The following is a 13,201-nucleotide window of genomic DNA, read 5'->3' on the forward strand; positions in this document are numbered from 1 at the left end:
TTTTAAATATCAATATTTATTTAGTGTCATTCCAAAGCTCTTCATATTTTTTAACAATATTATCAACTGTAAATCCAAATTCAGTTTGAATAGTATTACCGTTACCACTCTTTCCAAACTCATCAATACCAATACTTAACCCATTCAGTCCAACAAATTCACCCCAGCCAAAAGTACTTTCCATTTCTATTGAAATTCGTTTTGTAACTGTAGAGGGAAGAACAGATTCTTGATACTCTTTGCTTTGTTGTTTGAACAATTCAAAACTTGGCATCGAAACAACTAACAAATCATATGATTTTTCTCGTAATTTTTCTTGAGCTGCGAGTGCCAACTGAAGTTCAGAACCACTGGCAATTAAAATTCCATCTGCATCTGGCGTTTTGGCTGGCGAAGCAACATAAGCTCCTTTTGAAATATCTGCATCACTAGTTTCTTTTAATACTGGCAGTTTTTGTCGTGATAATACCAATACACTAGGCTTACTTGTTTCTCTAGCAATCGTTTTCCACGCGCCTAATACTTCATTTGCGTCAGCAGGGCGAATAACATTAACATTCGGCATGGACCTCAATGCAGCTAGTTGTTCAACTGGCTCGTGAGTTGGTCCATCTTCGCCAACAGCGATTGAATCATGTGTGAACACAAAAGTAACAGGAAGATTTTGAAGTGCCGCAGATCTAATCGCCGATTTCATATAATCTGAAAAAGTAAAGAAGGTACTCCCAAATGCTCTTGTACCACCATGCAACGCAATTCCGTTTAAAGCTGCAGCCATTCCAAATTCTCTGACACCAAACCACAAATTACGATTTTGTGGATTAGAATCTGAAAAACGACCACTATCAGCTAACTGTGTTTTATTGCTGGAAGAAAGATCAGCTGCACCACCCCAGAAATTTAAATTACGATCAGCAATTTGTTGCATAATATCTGAATTTGCTACTCTAGTTGCCACGGCTCCGCCAACAGACGTTGTACTTTCAATGTCCTTTAAATCTAGTACCGGTGAGTGCTCCAATGAAAAATATTTTGCCTGAGCGTCATTTTGTTTAAAACGATCAAATTCACTCAGCCATTCCTGATAGATGTTTTCTCCACGTGCTTGTAAATGTTCTTTGAACTCTTTATAGACACGATCTTCAACCACAAATGGTTGATCAGTATAGCCGAGCTGTTCTCTGGTAGCTTCAACGTTTGTATCCCCCAAAGCTGCTCCGTGAACTTTATTTGTTCCTGCCTCGGGTGAACCGTATCCAATTACAGTTTTAACTTCAATAATCGTTGGTTTTTGGTTTGTTTTAGCCTTAATAATTGCATCATTAATATCACTCAGATTTTCACCATCAGACACATATTCATAATCCCAACCTGCTGCGTTAAATCTCATTTTGGGATTTTCTATTGATTCATTGTTCAAAGGTCCATCTAACGTAACATCATTTGAATCGTACAAAACGATTAATTTATTTAATTTCTCTTTTCCAGCGATGTTAATTGCTTCTTGGCTAATTCCTTCCATCAGATCACCATCACCAACAATAGAATAGGTATAGTGATCAATCACCTTGTAATCATGGTTATATACAGCAGCTAAATGTTTTTCTGCAATTGCCATTCCAACTGCCATACTAATGCCTTGACCTAATGGCCCAGTGGTAGCATCAACACCGGCAGTGTGCCCATATTCTGGATGCCCCGGGGTCTTTGATCCTGCTTGGCGAAACCGTTTCAGTTCCTCCATCGATAGATCATATCCACTCAAATGCAGCATACTATATAACAAAGCTGAACCGTGTCCCGCAGATAAAACAAAGCGGTCTCTGTTAATCCAATCTGGCTGATTTGGCTTAACATTTAAATGATAGTTCCACAATACATATGCCATTGGTGCGGCATCCAAAACTATCCCTGGATGTCCAGAATTCGCTTTTTGAATCATATCAACACCTAACATTCGAACAGTGTTAACTGCAAATTCATCATTTTCATCAAATTCATGTTTTTGAGAAAGTTCTTCCGTATTAATCATTTTCTACCTCCAAATAGTTTTTGCTGCTTAGAATTCAATCTTAAGTCTAAAATAATAGTAAAGCCTAATTATGGAAGCGCTTGCCATTCTTTTGACCAAAGTAATGGACATATATTAAATTTATTTTTTTATGTACAAAAAGTCCCTTGCAATAATCTGTTGTTATTAATCAACATTTATTCACAAGGGAATTTATTTATTCTTGCTATACTATTTATTTATCAATTTCTTGCCATTTTTCTTCAAATGTACTAACAATTTTTTTAACTGTAAAACCAAAATGCTCAGCAACAGTAACTCCATTCCCACTGGCACCAAAGTCATCAACTGCTACATGTCCACCGTAAGTTCCTGTATACTCACCCCAGCCAAATGAGCTTCCCATTTCCACTGAGATTTTGACCTTAACTTCTTTAGGTAGAACCAACTCTTTGTAGTCATCGCTTTGTGCATTAAACAAATTCATACTTGGCATTGACACAACAGAAACATCATACGATTTTTCTAACAATGCTTTCTGAGCTTCCAATGCTAATGAAACCTCAGAACCAGTCGCAATTAAGATTCCGTCGGAAGTTTGATTCTTGGCAGGCGAAATGACATATGCACCATGTTTAACTTTGCTTGAATCTGCTTGCTTTAACAATGGCAATTTTTGTCGAGTCAAAACAAGTACCGCTGGCTGATCAGTTACGTCACCAAGTGCTTGCCACGCCCCCATTACCTCGGTTGCATCCGCAGGCCTAATTACATTCACATTAGGAATCGAACGCAGTCCCGCTAACTGTTCAATTGGTTCATGCGTTGGTCCATCTTCACCAACCGCTAATGAATCATGGGTAAAGACAAAGATTGATGGTACTTTTTGAATCGCTGCTAACCGAATGCCTGCTTTTAAGTAGTCACTGAAAACGAAGAACGTACTCCCAAAAGCTCTGGTATTTCCATGTAGATTGATTCCGTTGACAGCCGCTCCCATTCCAAATTCACGTACCCCAAAATAAATATTACGATTATCATAGTCTAAATCATCAAATGCTCCGGAATCAGATATATTCGTTTTATTTGAGGAGTAAAGATCCGCAGAGCCGCCCCATAAGTTAGGATTTAATTGAGCAAGTTGTTGCATAATAGCAGAATTACTTGCTCGAGTAGCTAGTGGTGCTTGGAATTCATCCCCAGCAATAGATAATTTATCTGTATCTAAAGTATTGTCAGCAAACTGTTGGTATACATCTCCATATTCTTGCTTATAATTCTTGAACATCTTGGTCCAATCATTATATTGCTCTTGTTTTTCATTAATATAATGGTCAAATTGCTGATAAATTTCAGTTGGAATTTCAAATGGCGCATAGTTCCAATTATAGAATTTACGCATTGCTGCAACGTTTGCTTCTCCTAGTGCTGCACCATGGACTTTGTTTGTTCCAGCTTGTGGTGTGCCATAACCGATTGTTGTTTTAACTTCAATAATTGTTGGCTTGTCACTATTTTGTGCGTCCTTGATTGCAGCATAAATTGCATCCACATCATTACCGTCGAGGAGTTTTTTATGATTCCAGCCAGCAGCTTCAAATCGTTTTTGAACATCCTCATTAGTGCTTAAACTCAATGGGCCATCCAACGAGATATCATTTGAATCATATAGCACAATTAATTTATTTAGTTTCTTTCTACCGGCAATGTTAATAGATTCTTGACTGATGCCTTCCATCAAATCACCATCACCAACTAAAGCATATGTGTAATGATCAAACACATTAAATCCAGGTCGGTTTACTTTGGTGGCCAAATGTCGTTCTGCCATTGCCATCCCGACTGCCATGCCAAGGCCCTGACCTAGCGGGCCAGTTGTTGCATCCAGCCCCTGCGTTTCTGTTATTTCTGGATGCCCAGGTGTTTGGGAACCAAACTGACGAAATTGTTTGATTTCTTCCATGGGTAAATTAAATTTGTTCAAATGCAACAAGCTGTATAGCATAGCCGAGCCATGTCCGGCACTCAGAACAAAGCGGTCTCGATTAATCCACTTAGGATCTTGAGGATTAATTCTTAAAAATTTCTCCCATAAAACGTAGGCCATTGGAGCAGCATCAATTGGTAACCCAGGATGTCCACTATTAGCCTTTTCAATCATATCAACACTTAAGAATCGAATTGCGTTAATTGCATCAATATCCTTGTTAGTAAATGTCATTTTTTTAAATCCATCCTCTCAAAAAGAGCCAGGCGCAAAAACATGCCTGACAACTCAATTAACTCTCACGTCAATAATTATTTGGCAGCCTTTGCTTTATCCCGTCCATTCAGTACTGCACTAATAAGTAGCACTACTACAAGAAATCCTAAGATTCCGACGACAATTGCAATTGTGCCTAAACTTCCTAGATTACCAAGTAAAATTCCTGGAATTAAGTAATCTGTATCAGCAAACGTTGACGCAGCTAGTTTTAAGCTACCTAATACAGGTAGGATTAACAGTGGCAACCAGCTGATTAAAAGTCCATTAACTGCTGATCCTAAGATCGCCCCACGTCTTCCACCGGCTGCATTTCCATAAATCGCTGCAGCGGCACCACAGAAGAAATGACCTACCACGCCCGGAATAATAACAGTTGTTTTCATTCCAATCATGACAAACATGCTTAAAGTTCCAACAATAAAACTTACAAAAAATCCAATTAATACAGCATTTGGTGCGTACGGAAAGATGATTGGAACATCAAGTGCTGGTTTTGAATCTGGAACCAATTTTTGTGCGATTCCTTGAAAGGCCGGAACAATTTCAGCTAAAATCATTCGAACACCTTGTAACACAACCACGAAACCTGCAGCAAAAGTACCGGCTTGTACTAGCGCATAAATAATAAAGTTTGTACCATCACTTAATTTAGTTTCAATGAAATTTGGGCCAGCAACAAATGCTAATGCAATATAAACAATTCCCATTAGTAATGTAATAGAAACAGTTGAATCACGTAAAAAGCTTAGGCTCTTGGGAACATTCAAATCCTCAGTACTTTTCTTTTTATTACCAAACAGCTTACCGATTAAACCAGCAGTAGCATATCCTATATTACCTGTATGTCCCATTGCAACTGTATCACCGCCAGTTATCTGTCGCATAAACGGCTGACAAAGTGCAGGAGTAACAGTAAGTAAGGTACCTTCAAAAATACCGCCTAAAACAATCGTTTTCCAACCGGTACCAAGGTGTGCAGAAACCAAAATAACTGCTGTTAAACAAGATACATAAAGCATTGCTTGACCAGTTAAAAAGATATACTTAAATCTGGTAAATCGTGCTAACAAAATATTAACAATCATACCCATTAACATAATTAATGCAGTTGTTGACCCGTATTTCACCAACGCAATGGCAACCACCGCTTCGTTACTAGGTACCACTCCTTGAACATGCAACGCAAATTTGAACATCTTGGCAAACGGAGTTAAGGAGTTACTAAGAATTCCAGAACCACCGATCAAAACCAAGAAACCTGCAAATGTCTTAATTGTTCCTTGAATAACTTCCGTTGCTTTTTTTCGTTGTAAAAGCAGCCCAATCATCGCAATCAACGCAACTAAAATTGCGGGTTGAGTTGCAATCGAAACGAATAAATTTAAAATACTTTTCATTGTTTGTTTCCCCCAATATTATTTAATTTGCATTAATTATTCGTGAACAATATTTTCTTTGTCTAATACACCGTTTATATGTGTTTTAATTTCATCTTTATCTATCAAACTTTTTAATGGCACAATCTTCTCATCAGGGATTCCACTTAATGCACCTTCCAGTGTTGACTCAACAAAAAAATAATCTGCAGCATCCGCAGTTGCACTTCCCACATCTGAATGATCTACTGTTATTTCCTCTTGCACATTTTCATCTTTAAGGACCTGTTGAATATTCATCTGCACCATAAAACTACTGCCTAATCCACTTTGGCAAACCGCTAATATTTTCATGATTTATTCTCCTTTATATCTTCATTAATGACTTTCTGAATTTCAGTGACATCTGTTGCCGTTAATAATTTTTGTAGCTTATCGTTATCTGTTAATAATTGCATTAATCCTTGAATCACCTCTAGATGACTTTGGCTATCTGTTGCTGCCAGAACAAACCACAAGCTGACTGGATGATCTTCATTAATTAAATTCACATCGTGTGTTGTTTTTAACAACGATAAGGAAATTTTATGTGAACCAGCTTCCGGCCGTGCATGTGCCAACGCAATATGATCTCCAATATTAAAATATGGCCCCTGTTCATTTGCAATTTCAATCATTGCGTTAACGTATTCGGGTCCAATACTACCATTCTCAATCAACGGCTGTGCAGCCTTTCTAATGGCTTCCTGCCATGATAAATCAGGTTGCTTATAAATCTGAATTGTATCTTTGGTTAATAACTCATCCAGCATTCTTATTCCTCCTTTTCTTAAGGTTATGTAATCAGTTTATACTTGTAGAAATCGCTTACAAGTGCAATAATAGCATCTATAAAAGTGCAATATGTTCATAGGCATTTAAAAGGGTGTATCCAATTATGATTAGTTTCACAAAAATTAAACATGGCAACGAACTGCTTGATTTACTGAATCAATCGAACAACTATCTCACAGTTGATACCCTTGAAAACTCACTGCATCTTTCAAGGCGCGGTATTTTTTATCTCTTGCACAGAATCAACGAAGAGTTAGAGGAAGTTAATTTAGATCCAGTGCTCAACCTGCACAATATTGGTTATTTTTTGACCCCTGAGACCAAAAAAAGCTTGGATGAAAAATTCAGCCAAGACAGCAATAAGAACTATTCAGCATTATCCAAAGAAAAACGACAAACTTTGATTACTTGGTATTTAATTAATAACACGACTGTTTCCATCAACGACGTTGTTTCAATGTTCAGCGTCTCAAATCACACAGCTATCTCCGATCTGAACAATATCAAACGGTTGCTTTTGCAACGTGGGCTGAAACTAAAACAAACTGCTAATGGTAAACAGGTCTTTGGTCCAGAAGTTACCATTCGAGGGTGGGTCTTAGAGCAACTTAATGACGCACAATCTCTAATTTATGGTTTTATTCAACCTGATCCAGCAAGCATTGATTTCATTCAAGATAAACTGCACCAACTAGAACAAAATTCCAAAAACTATTTCAGTGATGACGCTATTATGATGATGAGCGAATTCATTTTATGGTTGATTAACCGGCTTAAACACAAAACAAATATTTTAACGTCACTACCTAATTCTTACAAAAGCTCAAGAAATTATGATACTAAGTGGGCTTATAGTTTATTGACTCATTTCAATATTAATAATTTATTTGAATCTGTATTTTTAGCCCAAATTGTTAATGCCACCCAGTTTTATCAAGTTAACAAATCAGATGAATTAATTAATCGGATTCAACCAATTACACGCAATGTCATCGATCGTTTCAACGCTCTATCAGGATCTGACATTCCCGCCTACGTTCTCGAAAATTCACTCACAACTCATTTAGTTAGTACCTATTATCGCGCTACCTTTGGAATTAAATATACTCATCCAGATCTAAAAACAATTATTAACAATTATCACGAACTATTTGTATTCACTCAGATGGCAATTCGTCCATTCGAAAGTTTCGCTAATTGTCATTTGTCCGATGACGAAATCGCATTAATTGCAGTGTACTTTGGTGGGCAACTGCGCAATAAGGCAGAGGTAACTGAGATACGCCCAGATATTTTACTAGTTTGCTCAAGTGGAATCGGAACGTCTGTTTTACTGCGAAATCAGTTGACATCCCTCTATCCACAAATTAACTTTTCTCAACCACTAAGCGTTTTTCAATTTAAAAATTACAATTTACAAGATGTAAAACTTATTATTTCAACAATCGACTTACCCACTTCTTCAAAAATAAATGTTATTAGAGTATCTCCCATACTAACTGACGATAATATTAAGCACATTGATAACTTTATCGGGTTCGAACAGCAAAAAAATAGTACCAGCAACACTTTAAACGTTGATACAATTTTAGATGTCATCAATGACTTTGTTCGGATTGAGAATATTGAAGGCCTAAAAAACGCATTATCTAATTATCTACAATCTCTCAATACCAGTAATAAGAAAATTATTGAAACTGAAGAACAAAAAAATACACTAGCTAACTTAATTACTAAAAACCATATTACTTGCCTGCAGAACCCAATGTCATGGCATAAGGCACTTATAACTGCTTTTAAGCCTCTCAGTGATGAGCATATCGTTGCGCCGGAATATGTAGATAAAATTATTTCGCTAACTAAAGAAAACGGCCCGTATATGAACCTTGGTAATGGTGTATTCTTGGCCCATGCCACGCCTAACGATGGGGTCCACGACCTTGGATTAAGTCTGCTAATCTCTAAGTATCCAATTAAAATAGAGACTAACGGTCATCCTGAAAATGATGTTACTATCATCATTGGTTTGGCTCCCATTGATCAAGAAAGCCATTTGGGTGCATTAGCTCAATTATTACAAAAACTGCAGAATTATGAGTGGCTCAACCAACTTAAACAGGTCAACAGCGTTTCTCAAGCTAAGCACCTTTTTGATAATTAGCCTAATTTAACTATTATTAAAACAGAAAAAGCCAAAATCTTTGTGATTTTGGCTTTTTATTGTATTGGTTATTAAGTTCTACTTTCGCGCTGCATGATCTTGTGATTTAGCATTATTTTGACCATAATAAGCATTAGCTCCATGCTTACGGTAATAGTGTTTGTCTAACAAATATTGAGGTAATTCAATATTTTCGCGAGTTAGTTGAAGTGCGTGGTAATCTTCTTCAGCAACAACCTCTAACACCTTAGCATTATAAACAGCTTTGTCAGGTGTAGGGCCCCAGGCAAATGGACCATGTTGGCTGACTAACGCAGCTGGCACCGCTTCATAGTCCAAACCACGTTCGTTGAAAGTTTTAACAATTGTTTTTCCTGTGTTACCTTCATAATCTTCTTCGATTTCCTCTTTAGTGAGGGCATCTGCAGCTGGCACACCACCGTAGAATGTATCCGCATGAGTTGTGTTTAATGCTGGCACATCCATCTTAGCTGCCGCGAATGAAACTGCCCAAGGAGAATGCGTATGCACAATCCCACCAATTTTAGGAAAGTGGTTGTACAAATAAGTGTGTGTCGGCGTATCACTAGAAGGGTTCATTTCACCCTCAACAACCTCACCTTTTAAATCCACAACTACCATATCTTCAGGCTTTAAATCATCATATTCCACACCAGATGGTTTGATGACAAATAACCCTTTATCGCGATCAATTCCAGATACATTTCCCCAAGTAAACGTAACTAGCTCTAGCTTAGGCAAACGCATGTTGGCATCGTAAACTTCTTGCTTTAACTTCTCTAACATTTAATTATTCTCCTTCTTAATTCATTTTCATTGATTCTACAGCTTGTCCTTCAGCTGGTAAAGCTGCCTTATAGTTATCAATAAACTTCTCATACCCTAAAACACTTACTGCTTCTGGTTCTAAAGTAGAGCTGTCGGGATCAGAAAATACCTCACTATCAAGATAATCAGCCAATGTCTGGCCATCTTGATGATTCTTAGCAAATAATGCTAAAACAGCCATCCCCCATGGCCCACCTTCACCTGCATTTTCCATGACTGTGATCGGTGTATTAAGGGCGTCTGCTAGTACTTGCTGAGCAACCACTGGTGTCTTGAACAAACCACCTTGAGCAATCAAAACATCTGTCTTAATGTGCTCTTCACGTAGTAAAATATCCATTCCAATCTTGAGTGGCGCAAATGCAGAATACAGTTGTACCTTAAAGAAATTAGCAAGATTAAAGTTACTGTCTGGTTTACGAACGAACATTGGCCGACCTTCAGACATTTTAGTAATGTTTTCGCCGGAAAGATAACTGAAATTAACTAGCCCACCAGCGTCTTGATCTCCACGCAAAGAACTATCAAATAGTGCTGCGTACAAATCATTAGGCTTCAAATTAGCACCAATAGCGCGAGCAAACTCACTAAATAAATTGGTCCAAGCATTAATATCAGATGAACAATTATTGGTGTGCACCATTGCAACCGGTGCACCATCTGGCGTCGTTACCATGTCAATATCGCGATGCACTTTCTTCATTGGCCGATCAAGCACAACCATTGAAAACGCAGATGTTCCTGCCGAAATGTTTCCCGTTCGCTTACGAACCGCATTAGTCGATACCATGCCAGTACCAGCATCACCTTCAGAAGGAGCCATTAAAGCGCCAGCCTGTAACTGACCACTCGGATCTAGCAATGCAGCTCCCTGTTCAGAAAGCTGCCCCGCATTTTCACCAGCCACTAAGACTTCTGGTAAAACGTCCTTAACATCCCATTGATATTGCTTAACAGCAGGCAGCTGACGGAATTTTTCTAATAATGATGCATCGTAATCTGCCGACTGCTCATCAATTGGAAAAATCCCAGAAGCATCCCCAATTCCTGTCACACGTTTCCCTGACAACTTATAGTGAACATAGCCATCAAGTGTAGTAACAAAATCAATATTCTTAACGTGTTCTTCCTTATTTAATATTGCTTGGTATAGGTGAGCGATAGTCCATCGCTCTGGAATATTGAAGTTAAATAACTCCGTTAATTCATCTGCTGCTTGAGATGTGATGTTATTGCGCCAAGTTCTGAATGGTACTAGGATTTCGTCATCTTTACTAAAGGCCATATAGCCATGCATCATTGCGCTGACACCAATAGCACCTACATTTTTTAATTCAGTACCATACTTATCATTAACCTCAGTAGCTAGGTTAGCGTAACTAGTTTGGATACCATCCCAAATTTTATCCAATGAATACGTCCAAATACCGTGATCCAACTCATTTTCCCAAACATAATCACCAGACGCGATTGTTTGAAAATCATCCGACACTAACACACTTTTGATTCGAGTAGATCCAAGTTCAATTCCAAGTGATGTGTGTCCGCTTACAATTTGATTCTTAATTTCATCTACACTCATGGAAAAACCTCCACTGTTTTATTATGACTCAGGGTATAAAGCAACGACTTTATTGTAAAATATTTGTCCGTATAAATCAACGCTTAACAATATTTATATAACAAATCAAACAAAAAAATACGACTCTTCGTCGTATTTTTCCTCATTACCCTAATTTAGTTAATATTTCACTAAGTGCTGGTTGATCTCCCAATTCGTACTGTTTCCTAAAGCCATCAATCATTTCTTGATCAAATTTATCAGGATCAAGAGGCATGAAACTAGTATCAACTGGATCAATATCCAAAATTTTGGCATCTAGTACAATTGGTTTCTTGTTACCACTGGCTTCTAACTCCTTAATTTTAGCAAAAGCTGCCTTTAGTGAAGGTAAGTCTGTCGCCGTCAAACCAATTGCGCCCATTCCTTCAGCAATTTTGGCCCAATCGGCACCTAATAAATCAATTCCATAAGGGGCTTGATTAGCTTGAATTTTTTCATGGGCAATAAAACCAAATGATTTATTTTCCAAAACGACATTAATCACTGGTAAATCATATTTTACTTCAGTTAACAGATCCTGCATTACCATCGCGTAGCCGCCATCACCAGAAATACTATATACTTGACGGTCTGGATAACTTAATTTACCGGCCATTCCGGATGGAAGTCCATATCCCATGGTTGCAAACCAGCCAGAGAGTGTAAACTTTTGGTCTTTGTTCAACGGTATTTGCCGCATGGCCCACTCAGTATTGTTACCAACATCTAAACCAAATACAGTTTTATCTGTAGCATTTTCCTTAATTGCCTGAATAACACTTTCTGCTCGTAAACCAGCACTGTCATCTGCGGCTAAATCTAGTAACCACTGATCCCAATTAGCCTTGTCTGTTTGTGCTGCCTTCAACCAATTACTCATAGGCAGCTCTTCTTTTTGCGCCAAAATAGCATTCAAAAAGTCTTTAGCATCAGCCAAAATTGTAACATCAGCATCATGTTGTTTGCCTAAATCCTCAGCATTGTTGTTAACTTGCACAACCTTAACACTTTCCGGCCAGAAACGTGCAAACGGAAAGTTGGTTCCAATAAATAAAATTAAATCAGCGCCTTGAGCTACTTCAAAAGCTGGCTTAGTTCCCAAACGACCCATCGAACCCATAAAGTTTTCATGATCGTTAGGCATAATTCCAGTTCCCGGAATTGCAGTCACAACAGGGAGCTTGTACTTTTCAGATAATTCAACAACTTGTTGGCGAGCACCAGCTAATCCTCGGCCAATCCATAATACAGGATGACTTGCTTGTTTAAGCATTTTGACGGTCTGATCAATTGTCGCTGGATCAAATTTTGTTTCTACTTCATTTCGAAAAACATTTGCTGTTTTAAATGGTTCAAATTCAATCTCTTGCCCAGACAAATCATCAGGAATAATCACAACTGCCGGTCCTTTTTGCGCATAGGCCGCCCGAACTGCTTCATCAACAACGTATGGAATCTGATCTGCACTGACAACCTGTTTATGGAACACCGCTACATCAACGAACATTGGATCTTGATTCATTTCTTGGAAGAAGTTCGTATTCATAACTGGTGTTTTTGATTGTCCCACAATTGCCAAAACTGGCGCATGGTCCATTTTAGCATCATATAAGCCATTAAATAGATGCGTTGCCCCTGGACCGGCAGAACCGAAACTAACACCAATTTTACCAGTTAATTTTGCATCTGCTGCTGCAGCAAGAGAACCAACTTCTTCGTGACGAACCTGAATATATTTAATATTTTCACGCTCTTCATATAAACCATCGACAGTATTATTAATCGAATCAGCTGTAATACCGTAAATATGATCGACGTCCCAGCTTTCGAGAACTTTTGCTAACGCCTGTGCTGCTTTCATTTTTGACATTTTACTATCACCTTTCACGTGTTTAACTTTTGCTTACTTTTTGTAAGTAAAGAACATATTAACTACGATAATCTGTTTTTGATTAATAGTCAAGGAATTTTAATTACTGTGATTTCTAATGTTGATTGTGGAGTTCCATTTTTCATCGATAAAACGGGTCTACACTATCTGGTGTTGGTAAATAACCAATATCAGATTTTTTTGCATATTAAAAGGACATGACATCCTTAT

9 protein-coding genes are annotated in these 13,201 nt (G+C 38.0%); 1 reads left to right on the plus strand and 8 read right to left on the minus strand.

Features of this window, described 5'->3' with window-relative positions; genetic code table 11:
• Positions 1–16 precede the first annotated feature (16 nt).
• From tkt (FFM51_RS07430) to FFM51_RS07450, 5 genes are all read right to left on the minus strand, one after another.
• Complete coding sequence (gene tkt, locus FFM51_RS07430) at positions 17–2,032, minus strand: transketolase (protein WP_137598008.1); 2,016 nt, start codon at positions 2,030–2,032, stop codon at positions 17–19.
• Between the two features lie 214 nt (positions 2,033–2,246).
• Positions 2,247–4,232: a transketolase gene (gene tkt, locus FFM51_RS07435; RefSeq protein WP_137598009.1), complete on the minus strand. Its 1,986-nt coding sequence runs from the start codon at positions 4,230–4,232 to the stop codon at positions 2,247–2,249.
• A gap of 77 nt (positions 4,233–4,309) precedes the next feature.
• Positions 4,310–5,674 (minus strand): PTS ascorbate transporter subunit IIC, encoded by a 1,365-nt coding sequence (locus FFM51_RS07440; RefSeq protein ID WP_137598010.1) that lies wholly within the window; start codon positions 5,672–5,674, stop codon positions 4,310–4,312.
• Between the two features lie 36 nt (positions 5,675–5,710).
• On the minus strand, positions 5,711–6,007 hold the full coding sequence (locus FFM51_RS07445) for a PTS sugar transporter subunit IIB (protein ID WP_137598011.1): 297 nt from the start codon (positions 6,005–6,007) through the stop codon (positions 5,711–5,713).
• On the minus strand, positions 6,004–6,465 hold the full coding sequence (locus tag FFM51_RS07450; protein ID WP_137598012.1) for a PTS sugar transporter subunit IIA: 462 nt from the start codon (positions 6,463–6,465) through the stop codon (positions 6,004–6,006). The genes FFM51_RS07445 and FFM51_RS07450 overlap by 4 nt, the downstream gene beginning before the upstream one ends.
• A 125-nt stretch (positions 6,466–6,590) precedes the next feature.
• Between FFM51_RS07450 and FFM51_RS07455 the strand changes: the two genes are divergently transcribed.
• On the plus strand, positions 6,591–8,648 hold the full coding sequence (locus tag FFM51_RS07455) for a BglG family transcription antiterminator (RefSeq protein ID WP_137598013.1): 2,058 nt from the start codon (positions 6,591–6,593) through the stop codon (positions 8,646–8,648).
• 78 nt (positions 8,649–8,726) lie between these two features.
• Here the strand turns inward: FFM51_RS07455 and FFM51_RS07460 are convergent, their stop codons facing one another.
• From FFM51_RS07460 to spxB, 3 genes are all read right to left on the minus strand, one after another.
• Positions 8,727–9,455 carry an L-ribulose-5-phosphate 4-epimerase gene (locus FFM51_RS07460; protein WP_137598014.1) on the minus strand — a complete coding sequence of 243 codons (729 nt, stop codon included), beginning with the start codon at positions 9,453–9,455 and terminating at the stop codon, positions 8,727–8,729.
• A 16-nt stretch (positions 9,456–9,471) separates the two neighbouring features.
• Positions 9,472–11,079, minus strand: a complete 1,608-nt coding sequence (locus FFM51_RS07465; RefSeq protein WP_137598015.1) for a xylulokinase — start codon at positions 11,077–11,079, stop codon at positions 9,472–9,474.
• A gap of 145 nt (positions 11,080–11,224) precedes the next feature.
• Positions 11,225–12,970, minus strand: coding sequence for a pyruvate oxidase (spxB, locus tag FFM51_RS07470; RefSeq protein ID WP_137598016.1), 1,746 nt, complete (start codon positions 12,968–12,970; stop codon positions 11,225–11,227).
• Between the last annotated feature and the right edge of the window lie 231 nt (positions 12,971–13,201).

The organism is Paucilactobacillus kaifaensis, assembly GCF_005405145.1.
Lineage (GTDB): Bacteria > Bacillota > Bacilli > Lactobacillales > Lactobacillaceae > Paucilactobacillus > Paucilactobacillus kaifaensis.

What these genes read in the sequence shown, in the direction of transcription:
- tkt (WP_137598008.1), bottom strand. Translation starts at nt 2,032, where the DNA reads ATGATTAATACGGAAGAACTTTCTCAAAAACATGAATTTGATGAAAAT.
- tkt (WP_137598009.1), bottom strand. Translation starts at nt 4,232, where the DNA reads ATGACATTTACTAACAAGGATATTGATGCAATTAACGCAATTCGATTC.
- FFM51_RS07440 (WP_137598010.1), bottom strand. Translation starts at nt 5,674, where the DNA reads ATGAAAAGTATTTTAAATTTATTCGTTTCGATTGCAACTCAACCCGCA.
- FFM51_RS07445 (WP_137598011.1), bottom strand. Translation starts at nt 6,007, where the DNA reads ATGAAAATATTAGCGGTTTGCCAAAGTGGATTAGGCAGTAGTTTTATG.
- FFM51_RS07450 (WP_137598012.1), bottom strand. Translation starts at nt 6,465, where the DNA reads ATGCTGGATGAGTTATTAACCAAAGATACAATTCAGATTTATAAGCAA.
- FFM51_RS07455 (WP_137598013.1), top strand. Translation starts at nt 6,591, where the DNA reads ATGATTAGTTTCACAAAAATTAAACATGGCAACGAACTGCTTGATTTA.
- FFM51_RS07460 (WP_137598014.1), bottom strand. Translation starts at nt 9,455, where the DNA reads ATGTTAGAGAAGTTAAAGCAAGAAGTTTACGATGCCAACATGCGTTTG.
- FFM51_RS07465 (WP_137598015.1), bottom strand. Translation starts at nt 11,079, where the DNA reads ATGAGTGTAGATGAAATTAAGAATCAAATTGTAAGCGGACACACATCA.
- spxB (WP_137598016.1), bottom strand. Translation starts at nt 12,970, where the DNA reads ATGTCAAAAATGAAAGCAGCACAGGCGTTAGCAAAAGTTCTCGAAAGC.